The sequence below is a fragment of the Alteromonas sp. 5NS40-0096 genome, from assembly GCF_057544385.1.
This window is the reverse complement of the sequence record NZ_BAAJLQ010000003.1, coordinates 198,878-219,468: the sequence shown is the minus strand read 5'-3', so window position 1 is coordinate 219,468 and position 20,591 is coordinate 198,878. Positions and strand designations below refer to the sequence as shown.

At 45.4% G+C, this 20,591-nt stretch carries 15 protein-coding genes and 1 tRNA gene; 7 read left to right on the top strand and 9 right to left on the bottom strand.

Annotation, left to right across the window (positions count from 1 at the left end; translation table 11 throughout):
* Nucleotides 1–11 precede the first annotated feature (11 nt).
* A complete protein-coding gene (locus AC27G9_RS10875) occupies nt 12–2,687 on the top strand; it encodes a hybrid sensor histidine kinase/response regulator (protein WP_487074038.1) in 2,676 nt (891 codons plus the stop codon).
* 65 nt (nt 2,688–2,752) lie between these two features.
* On the opposite strand, the gene AC27G9_RS10870 is transcribed toward AC27G9_RS10875, so the two are convergent.
* The 3 genes from AC27G9_RS10870 to pepA are packed head-to-tail and all read right to left on the bottom strand — an operon-like array spanning nt 2,753 to nt 7,551.
* Nucleotides 2,753–5,605 carry a valine--tRNA ligase gene (locus AC27G9_RS10870; protein ID WP_487074036.1) on the bottom strand — a complete coding sequence of 951 codons (2,853 nt, stop codon included), beginning with the start codon at nt 5,603–5,605 and terminating at the stop codon, nt 2,753–2,755.
* 8 nt (nt 5,606–5,613) lie between these two features.
* Nucleotides 5,614–6,039, bottom strand: coding sequence for a DNA polymerase III subunit chi (locus AC27G9_RS10865; RefSeq protein ID WP_487074034.1), 426 nt, complete (start codon nt 6,037–6,039; stop codon nt 5,614–5,616).
* A gap of 6 nt (nt 6,040–6,045) precedes the next feature.
* Nucleotides 6,046–7,551, bottom strand: coding sequence for a leucyl aminopeptidase (gene pepA, locus AC27G9_RS10860; protein ID WP_487074032.1), 1,506 nt, complete (start codon nt 7,549–7,551; stop codon nt 6,046–6,048).
* A gap of 270 nt (nt 7,552–7,821) precedes the next feature.
* Here pepA and lptF point away from each other — a divergent pair, with 270 nt between their 5' ends.
* Nucleotides 7,822–8,925, top strand: a complete 1,104-nt coding sequence (lptF, locus tag AC27G9_RS10855; RefSeq protein WP_487074030.1) for an LPS export ABC transporter permease LptF — start codon at nt 7,822–7,824, stop codon at nt 8,923–8,925.
* The gene (lptG, locus tag AC27G9_RS10850; protein ID WP_487074028.1) at nt 8,925–9,989 is read left to right on the top strand and encodes an LPS export ABC transporter permease LptG; all 1,065 of its coding nucleotides are present in this window, start codon (nt 8,925–8,927) and stop codon (nt 9,987–9,989) included. The genes lptF and lptG overlap by 1 nt, the downstream gene beginning before the upstream one ends.
* Nucleotides 9,990–10,001: 12 nt before the next feature.
* Here lptG and AC27G9_RS10845 read toward each other — a convergent pair whose 3' ends face one another.
* Both AC27G9_RS10845 and AC27G9_RS10840 read right to left on the bottom strand, forming a co-directional pair.
* Complete coding sequence (locus tag AC27G9_RS10845) at nt 10,002–10,445, bottom strand: RDD family protein (protein WP_487074671.1); 444 nt, start codon at nt 10,443–10,445, stop codon at nt 10,002–10,004.
* 174 nt (nt 10,446–10,619) lie between these two features.
* Complete coding sequence (locus AC27G9_RS10840; protein WP_487074026.1) at nt 10,620–11,819, bottom strand: serine hydrolase domain-containing protein; 1,200 nt, start codon at nt 11,817–11,819, stop codon at nt 10,620–10,622.
* Between the two features lie 392 nt (nt 11,820–12,211).
* Between AC27G9_RS10840 and AC27G9_RS10835 the strand changes: the two genes are divergently transcribed.
* The 3 genes from AC27G9_RS10835 to AC27G9_RS10825 all read left to right on the top strand — a co-directional run bounded on the left by AC27G9_RS10835 (nt 12,212) and on the right by AC27G9_RS10825 (nt 13,725).
* Nucleotides 12,212–12,298: transfer RNA gene (locus tag AC27G9_RS10835), tRNA-Leu, on the top strand.
* 373 nt (nt 12,299–12,671) lie between these two features.
* Complete coding sequence (locus AC27G9_RS10830; RefSeq protein ID WP_487074024.1) at nt 12,672–13,181, top strand: hypothetical protein; 510 nt, start codon at nt 12,672–12,674, stop codon at nt 13,179–13,181.
* 103 nt (nt 13,182–13,284) lie between these two features.
* Nucleotides 13,285–13,725, top strand: a complete 441-nt coding sequence (locus AC27G9_RS10825; protein WP_487074022.1) for a DUF3010 family protein — start codon at nt 13,285–13,287, stop codon at nt 13,723–13,725.
* Between the two features lie 72 nt (nt 13,726–13,797).
* Here AC27G9_RS10825 and AC27G9_RS10820 read toward each other — a convergent pair whose 3' ends face one another.
* The 3 genes from AC27G9_RS10820 to AC27G9_RS10810 all read right to left on the bottom strand — a co-directional run bounded on the left by AC27G9_RS10820 (nt 13,798) and on the right by AC27G9_RS10810 (nt 17,723).
* Nucleotides 13,798–14,319: a hypothetical protein gene (locus tag AC27G9_RS10820; RefSeq protein WP_487074020.1), complete on the bottom strand. Its 522-nt coding sequence runs from the start codon at nt 14,317–14,319 to the stop codon at nt 13,798–13,800.
* Between the two features lie 10 nt (nt 14,320–14,329).
* Nucleotides 14,330–16,435 carry an LruC domain-containing protein gene (locus AC27G9_RS10815; RefSeq protein WP_487074018.1) on the bottom strand — a complete coding sequence of 702 codons (2,106 nt, stop codon included), beginning with the start codon at nt 16,433–16,435 and terminating at the stop codon, nt 14,330–14,332.
* Between the two features lie 364 nt (nt 16,436–16,799).
* On the bottom strand, nt 16,800–17,723 hold the full coding sequence (locus AC27G9_RS10810) for an alpha/beta hydrolase (RefSeq protein WP_487074016.1): 924 nt from the start codon (nt 17,721–17,723) through the stop codon (nt 16,800–16,802).
* 200 nt (nt 17,724–17,923) lie between these two features.
* Here AC27G9_RS10810 and AC27G9_RS10805 point away from each other — a divergent pair, with 200 nt between their 5' ends.
* Nucleotides 17,924–19,000, top strand: coding sequence for a serine hydrolase domain-containing protein (locus tag AC27G9_RS10805; RefSeq protein WP_487074014.1), 1,077 nt, complete (start codon nt 17,924–17,926; stop codon nt 18,998–19,000).
* Here the strand turns inward: AC27G9_RS10805 and AC27G9_RS10800 are convergent.
* Nucleotides 18,984–20,528: a winged helix-turn-helix domain-containing protein gene (locus AC27G9_RS10800; RefSeq protein WP_487074012.1), complete on the bottom strand. Its 1,545-nt coding sequence runs from the start codon at nt 20,526–20,528 to the stop codon at nt 18,984–18,986. The genes AC27G9_RS10805 and AC27G9_RS10800 overlap by 17 nt on opposite strands.
* Nucleotides 20,529–20,591 lie beyond the last annotated feature (63 nt).

Below are 20,591 nucleotides of genomic sequence, written 5' to 3'. Positions count from 1 at the left end.
GTTGCGTCTTAATGTTTAGATCAATCCGTGTTCAACTTTCCCTAGTGCTTGCAGGTTTAGTCACCTTACTGTTAATGCAAGGTATCGTTGGGCGTACTAACCTCTCCACGTTAAAAGACGGGTTGCAACTCACCCAAGGCGCTATTGCTGACGTAGGGCTGGCCCGAGAACTTGAGCGGGATGTCATTGACCTGCAAAAGAATGTATTGGTCTTCAAAGATTCGGCAAGTCCTACGGCTGTCAGCAGATTTCAAAGCTTGATGACTGAAATTTCGAGAAAACTCGACGTTTTGGAGTCATCCGTCTTCTTCCAGCAACCTGAATTAGAAGAAGAAAATATTGTCGTTTTAATGCGCAAACACCTTGCCGAATACCAAGACAATTTCATTGCCGTTGTAGAAACTCGAAACAAACAGGATGGCATGATTGCATCAGGTTCACTTGCCAATTTAGACAACCTCAAATGGTCAGTAGAAAACTGGTCTCCGCGAGATGGCCAACTTGTCATTAGCAAAGAACAAATGCACACGCGTATCACTCAGGCCGAGTTAGCCATATTTAAATACCTGAACACACCTGATTTTCAGTTTGTTGAAGAGTTTAATACAGCAATTGGTGCAATTCGCCAATCCTTAATGGACCATGACGTCGATGACTTTCCTACGGGAATAGAGGCGGAATTAGACGATGCCCAAGAGCGATTTTTCCAACTGACTCAGCTGATTCAAGGAAACTCATTTTTAATCAATGTTGTGATGGCAGGTACTGCCAATGAATTTCTGTACCTCAGTGGAGAGTTGGTTGACGAAGTAAGTGAACGCACACAAACAGTAAATAGCAAAATCAGTCAGAGTACGACAGATGCGCGTAAAAAAGGGAATTTGTTCACGTTTATCGGTATTGTATTAGCACTGCTTACCGCATTGTTTACTGTGTATCGGGTGTTAATCCCCATCCGTAACATTACTGATGTATTTATCAAACTGACTAACGACGCCAAAATAAAAGCGATTCCCGGTTTAGACAGAAAAGACGAAGTTGGCCAACTTGCCAAAGCGGCGAATGTATTTAGAGATAAAAATAAGCAAACCGAGCATTTGTTAATAAACGCACAAGAGTTAAACGTCAAGCAGGAGCAGCTTAACAAAGAGCTCGCCGAATCTAAGCAACGCGCTGAGCAAGCAACGATATCAAAAAGTATCTTTCTGGCGAACATGAGCCATGAAATACGTACACCAATGAACGGCATCATCGGCCTAATTGACCTCGCCCAAAAGCAGCCCATGTCGACAGTCTTGAAAACCTATATCGAAAAAGTGAGTTACTCAAGTCAGATATTGATGAGTGTGATCAATGACATTCTCGACTTTTCGAAAATAGAAGCGGGCAAAATGGAAATCGAAAATGTGAGTTTTTCACTTCATTCTTTATTCGACAACTTGCTTGCCGTGATTGCCATGCGTGCACAGGAGAAAAACCTCAGTATCCATTTAGAAATTGCGCAACACATTCCTCAACAAGTCATTGGCGATCCGTTGCGAATATCTCAAATTCTTATGAACCTGTGCAGTAACGCCGTTAAATTTACCGAGCAAGGCGGTGTCACCATCCGTTTTGATGGAAAAATGAATGCCAAAGGCAATGCGATTGATTTGCAAATTGACATCATTGACAGTGGTATTGGCATGTCGAAGGTGCAGGTGAGTCGCATCTTTCAACCCTTTATTCAAGCTGACGGCTCTACCAATCGCAAATACGGTGGCACGGGTTTAGGCTTAGCCATTGTGAAGCAACTGATCGAACTGATGAATGGAGACCTAACGGTAAAATCGAATCAGGGTGAAGGGAGCACGTTTACGGTTAATATTCCATTGCGAGTCTTCAAAGGCCAAACCGCAATGTTAGCGTCATTGCCTACCCTTCCCTCAGATACGCTAATGGTTTCAAACAAGCCTCTACTATCTCAAGATTACGCCAGAGCTCTTGGGGTGTCGTCCAGCCCGACGCCATTATCGGCGCTAACCGATGTCGTCCAACTACCTGAATGTATCCTCATTGGTGTCGACGATTACGGTGAATTTAAATCTCTACTCCCTGTCATTGAACAGCTCGATTTAGAACAAACGAAGGCAGGGCTGATTGTTGATACACAAACTTCGCAAATGCAGGACAAAATAAATAGCAAATGGCCCTATGCCATGTTGATGCACCCATTCAGCCCAAGTCAGTTTATTCAGTTTATAGAATCTGTCATGGGTATCAGAGAGCTCGAAGAACCGGGTAATGCCACTGCGGATGACGGTCAACGTCTAGACGGCCATATATTGTTGGTGGAAGACAACAATATCAACCAAATTGTGACGGGTGAAATGCTGCAATCTATAGGGCTTACCTTTGATATCGCAGAAGACGGGCAGCAGGCTGTGACCAAAATCGAAAATGCACCTCATTATGACCTCGTCCTGATGGATGTTCAAATGCCGGTGATGGACGGGTACGAGGCCACAAAAACACTGCGAGAGAAAGGCTTCTCGTCTTTGCCTATTATAGGTTTATCAGCCAACGCCATGAAACAAGATAGTGAGAAAGCCAAAATTGCTGGCATGGATGATTACCTCACTAAGCCCATAAAACGGGACGCTATCGTCAAAAAACTTACGCAATACTTGAAAGTGAGCTCGGTATAAAATTGACAATTGTGAGACACAAAAAAGCCGCCTGAATGGCGGCTTTTTTATCGATATCAGCTCGTTTAGAGGGCACTGATTGTCGCTTGTTGCTCTTGTAACTTCGCCAATTGCATCTCAGCGTCGGCAAGCTTAGCACGCTCTTTTTCGATAACCGCTTCAGGCGCGTTGCTCACAAACTTCTCATTAGACAACTTACCCTTGGTGCGCTGTACATCCTTATCTATTTTCTCCATCGCCTTGGCGATACGAGCCAGCTCTGCTTCTTTATCAATCAAACCAGCCATAGGTATCAGGATTTCCATTTCACCAACCAAGGTTGTCGACGACGCTGGTGCCTCTTCATCGGCCGCAAGTACTCGAATGTCCTCGAGCTTCGCCATGGCTTGCAAGAAGTTAGCATTTTGATCTAAGCGACGCTGATCATTGTCACTCACGTTCTTAAGCAAAACCGATAGCGGCTTGCTTGGCGCAATGTCCATTTCCCCACGAATGTTACGGATGCCAACAACAAACTGTTTGACCCATTCCAAGTCATCTATCGCTTGTTGGTCTACCAAGGTCTCGTCGAATTCAGGGAACGCTTGAAGCATGATCGTATCGGCTTCAATTCCTGCAATGGGTGCCACGCTCTTCCAGATAGTTTCTGTGATGTAAGGCATCAAAGGATGCATCAATCGCAACAGCGTCTCCAGCACGCTAATTAACGTACGGCGAGTGGCTTTTTGTTGCGCTTCAGTACCTTTGAACAATACTGGCTTGGTCAATTCTAGGTACCAGTCACAGAACTGATTCCATGTAAACTCATACATCGTATTGGCAGCCAAGTCGAAACGATAGTTATCAAGGTGATCTCGATACGTTTTTATCGTATTTTGCAACTGACCTTGTATCCAACGGTCCGCTAATGAAAACGCGAGATCATCCGTCGATTCACTGAATCCACAATCGTGTTCTTCTGTGTTCATCAGAACGTAGCGGCTTGCATTCCAAAGTTTATTACAGAAATTGCGGTAACCCTCTAGACGGTTCATATCCCAATTGATATCGCGTCCAGTAGAGGCCATTGCTGCTAAAGTAAAGCGCAGTGCGTCAGTACCATGTGCTTCGATACCTTTTTCAAACGTCTTCCGCGTATTCTTTTCAATCTTTTTGGCAAGCTGTGGCTGCATCATGTTGCCAGTGCGTTTCGTCACTAAGCTTTCAAGGTCAATACCATCAATCATATCGATGGGGTCGAGCACATTTCCTTTCGACTTAGACATCTTATCGCCATTTTCATCGCGAATCAGCCCAGTAACATACACCGTTTTGAACGGCACTTGTGACTTACCATTTTCATCTTTAATAAAGTGCAGCGTCATCATAATCATGCGCGCTACCCAGAAAAAGATAATGTCGAATCCAGTGACCAACACATCTGACGGATGGAAAACTTTCAGGTCTTCGGTATTCTCTGGCCACCCCAATGTAGAGAAGGTCCATAAGGCCGAGGAGAACCAAGTATCAAGCACGTCTTCGTCCTGACTCAGAACTACGTCCTCTGCCAACTCGTATTGCGCACGCACTTCAGACTCATCACGACCAACGTATACATTGCCTTCGCTATCATACCAAGCAGGAATTCTGTGACCCCACCAAAGCTGGCGTGAGATACACCAATCTTGTATGTCATTCATCCATGAGAAATACATATTCTCGTATTGTTTTGGCACAAACTGGATATCGCCGTTTTCAACCGCCTGACGAGCTGGTTCAGCCAAAGGACCAACACGAACGTACCATTGGTCGGTTAACAGAGGCTCAATCACTACACCTGAGCGGTCGCCGTACGGCTGGGTCATCGCATTTTCTTCAATGGCTTCTAGTAAGCCCAATGTTTCGAACTGTGCAACAACTGCTTTACGCGCCTCAAATCGGTCAAGGCCGTGAAGGTCTTCAGGGATAGGGGCATCTAAATCAAAAGGTTTGCCATCAAACGTGTAACTCTCACCAGCAGCGAGAATTGCCGCGTCCTTGTCAAAGATATTGATCATCGGCAATTGGTGGCGCTTACCTACCTCATTGTCGTTGAAGTCATGAGCTGGGGTGATTTTTACGCACCCCGTGCCCTTCTCCATATCGGCGTGTTCATCGGCAACGATCGGAATACGGCGATTGACCAATGGCAACAGAATCGCTTTGCCAATCAAGTCCTGATAGCGTTCGTCATTCGGGTTAACCGCAACCCCTGTATCGCCGAGCATAGTCTCAGGGCGAGTGGTCGCAACAACGATATAATCTTTGCCATCTTTGGTTTTCACGCCGTCCGCTAACGGATAGCGGAAGTGCCACATTTTTCCTTTTTTGTCTTTGTTTTCGACTTCAAGGTCCGAAATGGCAGTGTGAAGTTTAGGGTCCCAATTTACCAAGCGCTTGCCACGATAAATCAGGTCGTCTTGGTACAAACGGACAAAGACCTCTTTTACTGCGCTGGACAGTCCCTCATCCATGGTAAAACGTTCGCGTTCCCAATCAACAGACGCGCCTAGACGGCGAAGTTGCTTAGTGATCGTGCCACCTGATTCGCCTTTCCAGTCCCAGATACGTTTGATGAACTCGTCTCTGCCCAAATCATGGCGAGTTTTCTGTTCTTCAGCAGCAAGCTTGCGTTCAACAACCATTTGCGTCGCAATGCCAGCATGGTCAGTACCAACTTGCCACAATGTATTGTTGCCAGACATACGCTTGTACCGAATCAGCGTATCCATAATGGTATCTTGGAATGCGTGGCCCATATGCAGGCTGCCAGTCACATTCGGTGGCGGAATCATAATGGAATAAGATTCACCTTGACCAGATGGCTTGAAATAGCCTTTCTCTTCCCAATTTTGGTAAGTTGCCTGTTCAATAGTTTGTGGATTAAAGGTTTTATCCATGATTTCTCTCATTGACCAACAGCGAGGAATTGCATCTGGCATCTCGCTTGTTGATATTGTTTGTAACGAAGACGTGCCGCTTGTTTCGCTTCTTCAGCTTGCGGCACAAAATCTATAATTTTTTGGTACTGGCTATGAGCTTGAATGACTTCTGCGCTCATATTGACTACAAGTGCACGGCGACTCAATTGTTCAGCAGACCAGCAAATCTCCAGTGGTGTGCCAGCTGCAGGCCCTTCGCCATACAGGTTGTGTGGAATGAATCTGTCAGCGGGAAACTGCCATAACAACTCGTCGACCTGCTCGGCTTCTTTCTGCGAGGCACAATAAACAAGAAGCTTTTGCTTCTGGGAGAAAGCTTTAGCAGCGATTTCACATACTTGTTCAGCTAGCTGATTATCATCAGCCAGCTGATAAAAAACGACTTGCGTCATTAGCGCTTAGTCCTCTTGGGCCACACCAGCTCGATTCATTAAGAATTGAGTCAACATAGGTACAGGACGGCCTGTCGCACCTTTGTTTTTGCCACTGCGCCATGCAGTACCAGCGATATCCAAGTGCGCCCAGTTGTATTTTTTGGTGAAACGAGACAAGAAGCAAGCGGCGGTTACCGTACCTGCTGGGCGGCCACCCAAGTTTGTCATATCGGCAAACGGGCTTTCTAATTGCTCTTGGTATTCATCCCACAAAGGTAAACGCCACGCACGGTCAGAGCTTTGCTCAGACGCATTGATGAGTTCATGAGCTAATGGGTTATGTGCACTCATCAAACCGCTGGCATGATGGCCAAGTGCGATGATACAAGCCCCCGTTAATGTGGCAATGTCTACGACCAATTCAGGATCGTAGCGTTCAACGTAAGTTAGCGCATCACACAATACTAGGCGGCCCTCAGCGTCGGTGTTAAGCACTTCAACCGTTTGCCCAGACATAGTAGTGAGAATATCACCAGGGCGGTAACTGTTGGCATCAGGCATGTTTTCACATCCGGCCATAATACCAATAACATTGATAGGTAGGTTCAGTTCGGCCACGGCGTGCATAACACCAAGAACTGAAGCCGCGCCCCCCATGTCGTATTTCATTTCGTCCATGCCTTCGCCTGGTTTCAATGAAATACCGCCTGAATCGAAAGTTAGCCCCTTACCAACAAGCACAATTGGCGCTTCATCATCTTTACCGCCCCTGTGGTGCATGATACTCATGATAGATTCGTTATGAGAACCTCGGCCAACTGCGAGGTAAGAGTTCATTCCCAACTCTGCCATTTGCGCTTCATTAACGCTTTCGATCGAAATAGAATCGTGCGCCGCAGCAAGCGCTTGAGCTTGTTCGAGTAAATAGGCTGGGTTACAGATATTTGGTGGCATGTTAGCAACGTCTTTTGTTGCTTTCATTCCCGTAGATACCGCCAAGCCATGCTCAAGTGCACGTTCGCCAACCGGTAGCTCTCGACGGGTAGGTACGTTGAATACGATTTTACGCAATGGCCTACGAGGTTCACCTTTTTTCGTTTTCAACTGCAAAAAGGTGTACAAAGAGTCTTGTGTCGCTTCGACCGCTTGTCTGACTTTCCAATAAGTATCTCGGCCTTTTACATGTAGCTCAGTTAAGAAGCACACCGCTTCCATTGAGCCAGTCTCGTTAAGCGTTTTGATTGTCTTGGCGATAATTTGTTTGTACTGACGCTCATCAAGCTCGCGTTCTTTGCCACAGCCAACAAGTAACACGCGTTCTGACAACACATTAGGAACATGGTGAAGCAATAGCATCTGGCCTGCTTTGCCCTCTAAATCGCCGCGACGAAGTAAGTTACTGATGTAACCTTCGCTTATTTCATCTAGTTGTTCTGCAACTGATGTTAAGCGACGAGGTTCGAAAACTCCCACCACGATACAGGCACTTCTTTGTTTCTCAGGGCTGCCGCTTTTTACACTAAACTCCACGATGTCACCTCGTTTTTCTTATCTGTCTGGTCTGCAAAGAGCAAAATTCACATAACGTTTTGCCCAGCTTTGTGTTTTAATACGCAGCCAAACTTGCAAGCTGGCGGCGTTTCGCGCAATGTATCGTATAAACAGCCTAAAGCGAGCGACACGAGCGCTAAATTTCGATGCAGACGGTTATTGAATGCAGGCAAAACTTGTAAAAACACTTAGTTTACTCAAAATTGTGGCTTCTTTCACTATAAATCCAAATTTTCCAGTAGGCCAGAGATGCTGATATTCCGCTATTTACTTAAGGAAACCCTTAAATCTCAGGTCGCCATATTTTTAATATTAATGGCAATCTTCATTACCTTGCGCTTTGTTAGGGTATTGGGGGACGCATCTGACGGTGATATTCCTGCCAGCCTAGTGATTGGCTTCCTAGCACTATACGCCCCTATCCTATCCTCACTGATAGTGCCAATCAGTGCCTATCTGGGGATAATGCTCGCACATGGTCGACTCTACGTAGACAGTGAGATGACTGTTATGCGTGCGTGCGGGATCAGTGAATGGTATGTCACTCGTGTCATGCTAGCTTTGTCTGTGCTCATCATGATAGTCACAGGGGTAATTACCTTGTACTTAGCACCAACAGCGGCAGAGAATGAATATCGCTTGCGTGAAAAGGCCACGTCAGAAGCCGGCCTAGCGGCAATTATTCCGGGTAGATTCCAGCAAACGGGTAACGAAAAAGCCGTCATTTTTGTACATGACATTGACCCAGAAAATGACAATTTACAGCGCGTATTTCTATCTCAACATCATAATGATCCCGAACAACAACGTGTCCGAGTGGTGTATTCAGATACGGGAAGTGTTCAGCAAAACCCAGACGGCACGCGCAACCTAGTATTGAAAGAAGGCGTGCAATACGAAGGTATCCAATCGCAAAGCGATTATCGCGTCGTCGCATTTGATGAGTATCAAATTCAGGTGAGCGAACCAGAGCAAACCCAAAGCCGCAGAAAAGTATCAGTCTTGCCGACTCAAGAACTGTGGAATGACGATTCGATCGAGGCCGTCGCTGAGCTCCAATGGCGTATCGCTATTCCGTTATCAATTCCATTTTTAGTCTTGATTGCCGTCCCATTGAGTGCTGTAGACCCTCGTCAAGGCCGCTTCGGTAGAATGTTCCCAGCGATATTATTATACCTCGGCTATTTCCTGCTTTTACTGGCCAGTCGACGTGTGCTTGAGGATGGTAAATTGCCACCGCAGCTCGGCCTTTGGTGGGTGCATGGCATTATGTTGGTGATTGGAGTGACCCTACTGGTGAGAGACAGGAAAACCGGTACCCAACTGCGCGCGAAGCTATTGGGGAAAAGTTAATGTTTAAATTATTAGACTTATACATTGCCCGAACGTTACTCGGTACTGTCACGGTCACACTGTCGGTACTTATCGGCCTCAGTGCACTGATCAAGTTTGTCGAACAATTACGTAAACTCGGTGAAGGTAATTACGACATGACCATTGCCGCTGTTTATGTGATTTTGAGCCTGCCTCGCGATCTAGAACAGTTTTTCCCTATGGCGACGCTATTGGGCGGGCTGATTGGAATGGGTCTGCTCGCCAGCAATAGCGAGCTTGTAGTTATGCAAGCTGCGGGATTAAGCCGTTTTAATATCATTGCCAGTACAATGAAATCGGCAACTGTCATGATTTTGTTTGTCATGTTGATAGGCGAATTCGTGACTCCTGTCAGTGAAGCTAAAGCGAAAGAAATACGGACTGAAGCCATCTCTGGGGGCAGTTTATTTTCCTCCGACCAACTGGTTTGGGCCAAAGACGGTAGTAATTTCGTGAGTATCGGCCAAGTTGTGACCCGGGAAAATCTGCAAGAAATCACTATCTACGACTTTGAGCAAGACCTGACGTTAGCGCGCATTACTTATGCTGAAGACGCGAGATTTGACGGTGATGTTTGGTGGCTTAATGACGTCAGTATTACCCGTTTCAATGCATCGAAAATTGATGTGGAGGAACAAAGCGAAGTACGTTGGGACTCGACTTTGACACCGGATAAATTGGGTGTTGTTGCTGTCAAACCTGAAGCGCTGTCGATTCAGGGGTTGATGGGGTATGTGACATATTTAGAGAATAATGCGCAAGATCCCAGCCGTTATGAATTGGCGCTGTGGCGAAAAATCCTACAACCAGTGTCCGTGGGCGTTATGCTGCTGATGGCACTCTCGTTTATCTTTGGTCCATTGCGAAGTGTCACCATGGGCGCAAGAGTGATTATGGGCGTGCTAACAGGCTTTGGCTTCTTTATCACAAATGAAGTGTTTGGCCCCTTGAGTTTGGTTTATCAACTGCCCCCATTCTTAGGGGCGCTGTTACCCAGTTTATTGTTTGCAGGCATCGCCATGATGCTGCTGAGACGAAGATAGCGCAACCGCGAACTACCAGTTTTTATGGTCGTTCGCGTTTTTGGTTAGCACTAGCATTTCCGTCTTCGCCATACGATCTTGAAGCGACTGTTTGTTTTTGAAATCCAGTAAAACAAGAAGAGTACCTAGACCACCCAATGAGGCTACCAGCCGCAAAATCAATCGTCCCCATGTCATAGGCGCATCGACAGTACTATAAATTCTCAAACGCCAAGCACGCATCCCTAACGTTTGGCCACCTTTCTTCCAAAACCAAAGGAAAAACCCCGTCACCCAAATCAATACCCAAGCTTGAATAATAGATTTGTAAAGCAAAGAAGACTGGATAGCTTCATTGGGCTGTTCGAAACCCCGATTATCTAGCACGCCTTTGTGAATCATCACTACCATTGCAACAATGATAACCATAGCGGCACACATACCAACCGCTGTTGCGACAAGCGTGTCATAAACCATGGCAGCCAATCGACGCACAAAGCCAGCTCTTTGGCCTACTTCATTCTGCTCTACCGTTTCGGATTTGATATCTGATGACAATTTTAAACCTACTTAAAAACGTACCTAAGTGTAAATGCGCAGAGTGTGCCACAGATAAAAGCCTGACCCAAACGCTATTGTTGGAAAAGCGTATTACTGACTGGCCTTGACCAACGCCTGAATATCTCTATACATACTCATTCTAGCGGCAGATAACTCTGGCACTTTTGCCCCGGGCCAATTGCTGTTCACCGCAATCACCAGCTCATCATCGGGTGCGATGAATATACCTTGGCCAAAAATACCTCTTCCTTGGAAGGTACCATCATCATTGGTCCACCATTGGTAACCATACCCAGCATTGTCAGAACCAATATCGGCTTGTTTGGTCGTGGCGGCTTTCAAATATCCCTCTGGCAAAATGGATTCGCCACCCACCATTGCTCCGTTGAGAATAAAGTCACCAAACAAGGCATAATCACGGACGGTAGCTTGAATACAGCACCCACTAATTTCATGTCCAGTTGCACCAAGTAACCAAGACGCATCTTGCGCCGCTCCAGTATGCTGCCAAATCTTTTCAGATAGGTAGTCGGATAGTGTTTGTTGAGTAGCTTCTCTTAACAATACACCGATGAGATTGGTTTCACCTGTGCTATAACGCCAATGGCTTCCAGCGGGGTGAGCTCGGTCTAGCTTTCGCATGTAACTCACTGTGGCATCCACACCAGGTTCTGGTTCACTGTAATTAAAACGATTCACATCTGAGTCGGGATCGGTGTAATCCTCATTCCATTCGATACCGGACGTCATAGAAAGTAGCTGCCTAATCGTGACGGTTTCGTAGTTGCTGCCGACTAAATCTGGAATATACATCGCAACTGTGTCATCCAAACTTTGAATAAAACCATCCTTGATCGCCGCGCCCACCAGCGTCGATGTGAAAGACTTAGCGACAGAGAAGCTTGTCCATTTGCGGCTGTTGTCCAACCCCAGAGCGTACTGCTCGTACACCAGCTCGCCTTTATGAAGTACAACAAGGCCCGCGATACGTTGTTGCGCAAAATATTGTTCGGTCTGTTCGGCTGGAATAGGTAGCGGGGATGTTATCGTTAATGAGCGAACATCGGACCCTTTTTTAACAACCGTATAAGGTATCGCATTGAGCATTTCCAGAGATTGAAAGGCCGCATCTCGTTGCTTAGTATCCCAAAAAAGAGGGTTGGGCTGACTGGGTTGATTCAGAATAATATAGCGAACCGATTTATCGAGGCTAAACCAATAAGCGCCCCCTGCGACAATCAAAATTGCGATGATGATGACGCCAAATTTTAAACGTGTGTTATTTCCCATGTCACATTACTTCCATTTGTAAATTTATTGTTATTATCATTTCCAACCACCATCATACCGTTTGGTTGAGATAAATCACGCGCTAAAATTCTCTTGTCTTTACCTTTCATTAAAGATAGGTCTCGATTCTTGTTTCCGATCACTTTTCAAGCCAAATCAATTCGGTGGTAAAAAGGCGAAAGAGAGCAAAATAGATTGTCGAGCGGCATCGCTTCCGCGTTGCTTTCTTCATTTTTCACTGGCAAACGGGGGAAGGTTGGGCGAAGAAAAAGTCCAAGGTGTTCAGTTTTTCAGCGAACAATCGAAAAATCAAAAAAAATGCTTGCCTCGTTCTGACACGCCGCTATAATTCGCAGCCTAACAACGACATACGTTGTAGCACACTTACCAGTGCCAGAGTGGCGGAATTGGTAGACGCAGCGGATTCAAAATCCGCCGCCTTTGCGGGTGTGCCGGTTCAAGTCCGGCCTCTGGTACCACTTTTAAGTGTGAACATAAACCGACGAAAGTCGGTTTTTTTGTGCCTGAAATTCAATCAAAGCACACCCGTGGTATGCCGACCGTAACCGGGAATTCGAAGCCCGAGCCTCTGGTACCACTTTTAAGTGTGAACATAAACCGACGAAAGTCGGTTTTTTTGTACCTGAAATTCAATCAAAGCACACCCGTGGTATGCCGACCGTAACCGGGACTTCGGAGCCCGAGCCGCTAATGCCGCTTCACCTATCGGAATTAAAATTTGTTCAATAACCTGTTTTCTATCCATTAATCCAAGTGTTTGAACGTTTTTAGCTACACCCATACAGCAGCCTTGATAAGGTGGCTTACGTAATTTGATACGTGGAGTTTTAAATGAGAACAGTCATTTTGTTGGCTAGTCTATTCGCGGGAGTATTCTCTGTTGCTTGGGCCGAAGAAGAAAAAAGTCAGCAACAAATTGAGATAGAAAAACTCAGTTTTTTGGTTGGCCACTGGGCAGGTCGTGGCCAAACTTTTGCTAAAGATGGCACTAAGTCTACTTATCACGACGACGAACAAGTTTGGTTCGACGTGCAAAATTCCTTATTGATTATCCAGGCTAATGGTTCAAAAAACGGCAACCACTATTATGGAATTCACACGGTTATTTATTACGATGTAGAAGCTGAGCACTATTGGTACAACCCCTTTACCGCAAGAGGTAGTCGCCCGTATCGTTGTAATCTTGAACAACAGTTGTTTCGATGCTATTCACTAGATCAAAAAAACCGCCTAAGTTTTCTGCGCCTACCAGGTGGCGAATGGAATGAGTATGGAGAAACACTTGAGGATGGAATATGGCGAAAAACCTTTGAAACCATCTTAACCGCTACAGAGAGCTAAAATAAACGTTGCGTATTCAGGCGCGCAGCATTTGCGAATCGTTACTGATAACACAACGCCTGAAAAAGGATATACTTAAAGCCGGATATTTAAAGGAACAAGAATGAAAGTCTTTGGTGTTGATTTAAAAAGTAATGACGCGACTGTGTGCCTGTTGTCACTTGTTGATGATATGTTTCATATTCCCGATTGCAGAACTCGTCGCTTAACCCTGGCTGATAATAGTGCGAAAGGCCTTAAGCACTTTCAAAACACCTTTGCTAAATTAGCTGATGATTACAATGTAGATGCGGTCATCATTCGGCAGCGCCAGAGCAAAGGTAAATTCGCTGGTAGTGCCGTTGGGTTTAAACTCGAAGCGACAATCGAGCTCATTGAGAATCTAGAGGTTGTCGTCTTTGGGTCAACCGAAGTCAAAGAGTCTTTGCGAAGGCATCCTCTCGCTGTGCCTTTCTCAGAAACGGGTTTGAAGCAGTTTCAAGAGCCGGCTTTTACGACTGCCTATGCCTGGTTGATGAAAAATACGGGAGAGAATGACGCCTAGTTCGATAGAACAAATGGAAGAAACAAAAACGCCTGCGATTGAATCGCAGGCGCATACACTTTAACACGCTGTTTAATTTACAACGATTGTCCAACTTGCATTGCCATTGGTAGCGGACCAATAATGGTTTTGTGGCTCAGCTCCTTCTTCGACAGCCCAAACTTGAGCGACTAGACGTTCTACATCACCACCAATAGTCAGCTGATATGCGGTAGATCCCGCTGGCAACGTCGTACGCAATTGGCATGTGCTGTAGTCTACTTTCACTTCACCGTTTACTGTTGAGTAGTCGTTGCAAACGTTCAGGTACACTCTCTTCGCATCAGCATTGTTGTTCAAAGACAGGGTAACCGTGTTTTTGCCAACGAAATCAAACGTCTTATCACTTACAAGGTCCGCCGTTTCTTCTGGGTCACCATCAGATACCGGATCTGTACTAGGTGGTGGTGTCGTAGCTGGAGGCGGAGTCGTCGCGGGAGGCGTCGTCTGCCCTGAACTGTTTGCACCTGATACTGGCGCATCACTGCCGCCACCACCGCCGCCACCACATGCTGCTAACACTAAAATCGCTGGAATGAATAATAAATGTTTCATTGGTAGCTCCTTAATAAGAATAAACTTTAGTTGAATCGGCCTTAGCTTCCTTGAACCATGAGCGATTCTCGGTGCCGTTAGAGTTTACGTATTCTGCGAACTCAGGGTAGGCGCGTAAGATATCCACATACTCTCTTGGGTGTAGCCAATTACTATTTGTACTTGCATTGATTGCTATTGCCCAAGGTAATCCGTTCTCTGTTTGGTAAGTTTCGCCAGAAGCTAAATCTGTTGAGTCTTCTGCCAAACCAAAGTAGCTGGTATTGGCTAGTGAGGTCGGCGTTTTATTCTTGAGGTGAATCTCTAAACCTCTTCCTGGGTTTGAGCCAAACACTTCTCCATGCTCCGTCCCTTCAGTTGCAAAAATAAAGGGTTTGTAAGGAGCCTGAGGAAACGCATTGACACTGATATCTCGAGTAAATTGAAGCGAGATTGTGAACTGGAACTCTTTTTGCGACGTGCAGCCATTTTCGGTCTTAAAGAACCAACAACCACCTGCGTTTACGTGTTTCCACAAGTCATCACTAATTTTCAATACCGCATTCTGAGTGCCACTTTCTAGCAATGGCGTGGTGACTTCAGTGCCATTAATCGTAAATCTCAGTGTATCTGTGTCGATATCTTCATTGGTGATACCTTCGAGCTGAATCGCGAAACCATTGTTGTATGAAGCGCCCATCGCAGTTAACTCACCAGAGAGACTGAGTTTTTTAACGTGGTTTTCTTGCGATACAATCATCGAGGAATTCAAGCGAATGACAACATCATTGAAATCATAGTCGCCCGTTTCAGGCCAATTGTCTTCAAAAGCCAAGAAGTAAGGCACATTGTTCACCAAACTATTACCTGAATTAACTACTGCTACTCGATAGTCTTCTACTTCACCATCATTCACGCCACCACTAGGACCTACTCCAGATGTCGTTGTATAACGTACACGAGCCCACGTGATTCCTGTAGCCACATCCAGCGGCGTGTCTTCAAAGATGAAATGGGTACCAGTAGTCAAACTCTTATCTGCTACCAATTGGTCTTTGGCATCAAAAGTACCGTCTTGATCCCAGTCGACCCAGATACTCAAATAGCCGTCGCCTTGAACTGTGACTTGCATAAAGCTATCAAGACCGCCTTCAAATGCAGTGATAAAGTTCACGCCATCTTCATCGCCATTACTGGTTTCGTCACTGTAGGGAGAAACGTGAGCATCGTATTCACCGTCGATGGTGTTACCTAGATGAATCCCATCAACAATACCGTGTCTTGCGCCATTGCTAGACAAGGATGTGAGGTAGCTATCCGGTGCATCACCAAAGTCAGTTGTCGGTGGCACTGATTCATCAATAATTGGCGCCATTGCGCAACGTGCTCCGTCGTTATTGCCCGAACTTGGGCCATAGGCAAATAACTCCGCCTTCGGATTATCACCATCTACGTCGATTCTAAAGATGTTCCCATCTTGGTTCCGGCTAATGTAAAAGGTGCCATTAAGGTCAAAATATACGGCTCCGAAAGTACCTCTCTGCCCGACATTACTTACTTTGGATTTAGTACCGTTAACCACATCGATTCGATACAAATCACCATACTTATCAACAGAATAAGCATAGCCATCGGTGGGGTGGAATGCTAAATCATAAATTAGCATCGATAAGGAGGCACCATCAGTGACGCGCTGCATGTCCAAATAATCGCTATCATTCTCATCAAGTGAAACACGATATAAACCATAGTTACCGCCCTTCTTGTAGAGATAGTAGGCGTTTTCCGAAAGTGCCACATCGCCCACGAAAAAGTTTACGCCAGGTTTATTGGTTACAGGCAACGGCTCTATTTGGTAGTCATTACCGATTTTTACGATGGTGTTGTTTTGGTAACCCCAACCGTATAGATATCTGTCGTGATTACTGAATCCGAAGCCATTGATACGATCGCTTGTACCGAGGTTACTCGAGAGAAGGCTTACGTTTCCCGTAACCAAGTTAACACCGTAGAGCTGTGCTGTGGTGTCTTGCATCAAAAAAGCTTGTGAAGGGCAACTGTCAAAAGCATCACTAGCCATGCTGTATGACGGGAATGCGATTAACATCGCAACTGCTAGTTGAGACTGTTTGTTCATAGAAGTTCTCACAATTAAGGTAAAGTTATAACTGTGATTACAATTTACATGCCAGCGCACAAAGCTCGTGAAACAAATCCACCTGCAGAATATTTAGTTATTTAAATACAGTGACTTATGGATTTTTCATCGTTAGTCATTGATAGGTAAAAGTAACTGTAGTTTTCACTTGGCAAACTGAAATTCTCATTTTGCGAAGCATCCAACGGCGATAAATTTGCAATAGGAAAAAGGAGGTTGTTTTATGCGTTTTGAAAAAACTGTTGCGTGTAAAGTTTGCTAGCCGACTAGCACATAAACAAATAGAGGGTGAGAATAGGCACTTAAAGCGTACCTATTCTTGGAGAGTAAAAGTGCAACGCTTTTACGATTTATTGAAAAAAGCGGCTACAGCATCTGTTGACGTTTTGACAGCTTCGGGCTTGTAGTAAAAGTCTACATGGCTACAGTTTTCCAGCTCCATTACTTCATGCTCATTGGTCAGTTTCTCAATAAAGTTGGTAGAACACACAGATGTTGGAGCGCTTTTACTGAATATAATCAGAGCAGGTTGCACGATTTTGTCGGCATAGTGCTCGGCAATGGAAATCAGCGATTGCATTGGCTGGTCGGCAATATGCAGATTGGTATAATTTTCTATGGTATTGGGCCCACGATAGCCATCTTTACCATAGTAGTCATAGGTTTCACTGCCCATTTCTCCGGCAATAGCAACATAGTCTTGTTTCGACTGCTCATCATCTAGGCCAAATGGTGCAGTATAGTCAGCCTCCCCTGTCGCATAGATGTGTTGTGCCGATGTATTCGCGGCAGCGATCATTTGATTCGCCATGTTTCGATCTGCCCATTGGAAACCGTCAGCAGCCATCATCCCTGAAACCGTTGCAAACTTTTTGATTCGGTGATCCGTTACTGCAGCAGAGGCGATGATCGATCCTCCTTGGCAAACCCCCAAGCCATAGACTTCTTCAACATACGGTAAAGTATTGAGAAATGACACTGCGTCCCAAGTGTTTTCGAGCAGCCTAAACATGTAACGCGACTGCTTGAACTCTCCTGGTAGTGCCGGGGAATCTCCCATGCCTAAATAATCAAAGCCAAGAAACACAAATCCTCGTTTAGCCATTTCAGGACCGTAGGTTGCGAGAACCTGTTCTTTGACTTGGGGAAACGGGCTAGCCCCAACAATCGCTTTGTATTTTTTGGATTCATCAAAGTTATCAGGCAGGTATAGGTCACCAACCAACTCAACACCAAATGATTTAAACGCGACTTTTTTGATTGTCATCACTCTTCACCTTTGCTTTCAATTCAGTGATGTCAGTATCCAATCAAAGAGCTTGCACGTCAGTGCACAAAACTGCGCAATTTGTATACAAACCTGCATTAAGACTCATTCTTCATAAATCTTCATTCTTTTTTCATGCACTTCATTATTGTTTTTGATGAATTGAGACCTCTGTTTCAGCACTCAAATAAGGACTCGAAATGAGCACTAGCTTCAGGGTATTTAGCAAGGCAACAACACTATTGGCAATCATCAGTATGCAGCTTTGTTACGCTGCCTCAACTTCGCCTTTGACATTGTTCAATGATACGCAACACCAAACCGAATACAGTGGCATTACTAGCGTTGTTGTAGCGCAAAACGACACTATTGTTTACGAGCGTTATTTCGAAGGTAGCGATGAAAGTACACTCCATAATACTCGCTCAGCAACCAAAACCTTGGTTGCCTTGCTAACGGGTATCGCTATTGAGAAAAACTACCTTCAGTCAGTAGATGAACCGATTCTCACCTTGTTCAAAGACAAGTTTACATCCGAGAATGTAGACCCTAGAAAACTGGGCATAACATTCGAAGACATGTTAACCATGAGCTCATTGTTGGAATGTGATGATGAAAATCAATTTTCCCGCGGCAACGAAGAACGCATGTACATTATCGAAGACTGGGCGTCATTTACCGTGAATTTGCCAATAAGAGGGTTTCCCGCATGGGTCAAGACACCCGAGGCATCACCCTATGGTAGAGCATTTTCGTATTGCACCGCGCAATCTGCGTTGCTAGGTATCGCACTCGAGAGATTAATAGAAGCGCCCCTTGATGCCTTTGCCAATCGCCACCTATTTAAACCTATGGGTATCAAGCGGGTCCAATGGCAATATACACCAAGTGGAGAGGCTTCGACTGCAGGCGGAACACAGCTCTCTAGTCGTGATTTACTGAAACTGGGTCAACTTCTGCTGAACAAAGGAAAGTGGCAAGGCAAAACATTACTCAGTGAAAACTGGATCGAACAAATGCTGACCCCAAGAGCACAACCTCGTGAGAATTTCGGCTATGGATATCAGATATGGCAGATGCCATTTGTTTATCAAGGGGAAAATATTCGTGTTTGGTCGATGTCTGGAAATGGTGGAAACTACGTCATCGTCTCACCAGCACTCAAGCTCGTCGCGGTGATCACCAGCACCAATTTCGGCCAACGAGACGGGCATCGCAAAAGTCAATCCTTCTTCCAGGACATCATATTGCCCTCTATACCTAGTCCTCAGCCATAGCCATTTTGAGGTGCTCTACAGGCACATTCTCGCGTTGTGCGACAACCAATTGGTCAAGCAGACGTGATGTATTTTTGAAGTCAGGCAAGTCTCTAAGAGATGAAAATAGACGAGACCGCTCCAGAAGTAGGCTATCGAGATAGCCTACTTTAATGGCATGAACCAGCATCTGCTCTGCCTTTTGCGTATGGCCGAGTGTGCTGTATACCAGCGCTAATTCAAGTGCTGCATAAGCGTTGTCTTCTAAGCCGGAATAAGACTCGATCTCAGAAGCCCGATTTTCCAAATAGTCAGAGTCTAAAGGCACTGTGAGTATTACGCGCAGAGTTTGATAGTAGTAATTATTGGGCTCTAAGGAAATGGCCTGTTGCAGTGACTCAAGAGCGGCACTGCTATCACCAGCAAGTAAATCATGCTCAGCTTGCAACACGTAAAAATCAGCGTGGTGTGGACGCTGTTTTGCAACGTCCATAATGACTCTAGACTGTTCGAATTTACCTTGCTTGAACAAATAAAATGGCAAAGCAACATTGGAAAAAACATTGTCGGGATACAATTCAAAACTGAGTTGGTAGTAGCCCGCCGCCAGCTCGTGATATTGCAATAATTCGTAGTTTCTACCCAACTGGAGATACAAAAAGTCCTCTCTCACTTGAAGGTTTTCTAATGCTTTGTGAAGCGCTAATGATTCCGCAATAGCGCCGGTTTCACCCAACAAATAAGCCAACGCTGATGTATTAACACGCTCAGGGTCTGATGCCCGCTCAATCGCTTGTTTGTAGTATGAAATAGCTTGGCGTGTGTGTCCTCGACAATCGTGACTAAAGCCCAGGGTGAAATAAGCATGAGTCGCCGTATCGTCAAGACTCAACGCGCGTTTTGACAAAGTTTCGGCTTCTAGGGCCAACACGGCATCGGCACCATATCGGCAAACACTGGCGCTCAACGCAAAACTTTTGGCGAGCAACCAGTCAGGATCATTGCTTCCATCCAATTGAATCAATTCCAACAGAGTAAGTGCCCGTTCAATATCTGCTTTTTCTCCCTGATTCAAATAGTGTTGCGCTCGTTCTAGCCGTTTCTGATAAGTCGTTAGTGGTGATGAATCTTCAGAACTCGTAAACAACACGCCAATAAAAATCAACGAAAGCAGCAAGAAAAAAGCACCAGCTAAATGGTACAACTTCAGTGAAGGCGTTAACCGAGTCTTCGCTGGCAGCAACAATTCAGGTTGAGAGCAAAGCTGATAATCCGATCCTCTCACTGAACGTATGTATTGGGAGAATTCACCCGTTGGATTGAGAGCGACTCTGAGCAACCGTACTCTTTGAGCAATCGTCTCATTATTGACTTGAGTAGGAGACCAGACGCCCTCGATAATTTGATCGAATGTGACAACTTCCACATCGTGTTTAAGCAAAAATGCTAATAATTTAAAATTGAGCCCCGATACCTTCAGTTCATCGCTTCCTCTATAAACGCGCTCTGCGATGAGATCTATCTGCAAGTCGTCGAGACGATACTTCATTTACTGTTCAACCTATCCTAGCAACATGTGTAACTTAACGTTACCTTGTTTCCATTAACGCTG

Bases quoted from the DNA above. Each gene is read 5' to 3' on its own strand.
- AC27G9_RS10800 (WP_487074012.1), bottom strand. From the start codon at position 20,528: ATGAAGTATCGTCTCGACGACTTGCAGATAGATCTCATCGCAGAGCGC.
- AC27G9_RS10865 (WP_487074034.1), bottom strand. From the start codon at position 6,039: ATGACGCAAGTCGTTTTTTATCAGCTGGCTGATGATAATCAGCTAGCT.
- lptF (WP_487074030.1), top strand. From the start codon at position 7,822: ATGCTGATATTCCGCTATTTACTTAAGGAAACCCTTAAATCTCAGGTC.
- AC27G9_RS10840 (WP_487074026.1), bottom strand. From the start codon at position 11,819: ATGGGAAATAACACACGTTTAAAATTTGGCGTCATCATCATCGCAATT.
- AC27G9_RS10845 (WP_487074671.1), bottom strand. From the start codon at position 10,445: ATGGTTTATGACACGCTTGTCGCAACAGCGGTTGGTATGTGTGCCGCT.
- AC27G9_RS10810 (WP_487074016.1), bottom strand. From the start codon at position 17,723: ATGACAATCAAAAAAGTCGCGTTTAAATCATTTGGTGTTGAGTTGGTT.
- AC27G9_RS10825 (WP_487074022.1), top strand. From the start codon at position 13,285: ATGAAAGTCTTTGGTGTTGATTTAAAAAGTAATGACGCGACTGTGTGC.
- lptG (WP_487074028.1), top strand. From the start codon at position 8,925: ATGTTTAAATTATTAGACTTATACATTGCCCGAACGTTACTCGGTACT.
- AC27G9_RS10815 (WP_487074018.1), bottom strand. From the start codon at position 16,435: ATGAACAAACAGTCTCAACTAGCAGTTGCGATGTTAATCGCATTCCCG.
- AC27G9_RS10820 (WP_487074020.1), bottom strand. From the start codon at position 14,319: ATGAAACATTTATTATTCATTCCAGCGATTTTAGTGTTAGCAGCATGT.
- AC27G9_RS10870 (WP_487074036.1), bottom strand. From the start codon at position 5,605: ATGGATAAAACCTTTAATCCACAAACTATTGAACAGGCAACTTACCAA.
- AC27G9_RS10830 (WP_487074024.1), top strand. From the start codon at position 12,672: ATGAGAACAGTCATTTTGTTGGCTAGTCTATTCGCGGGAGTATTCTCT.
- AC27G9_RS10875 (WP_487074038.1), top strand. From the start codon at position 12: ATGTTTAGATCAATCCGTGTTCAACTTTCCCTAGTGCTTGCAGGTTTA.
- AC27G9_RS10805 (WP_487074014.1), top strand. From the start codon at position 17,924: ATGAGCACTAGCTTCAGGGTATTTAGCAAGGCAACAACACTATTGGCA.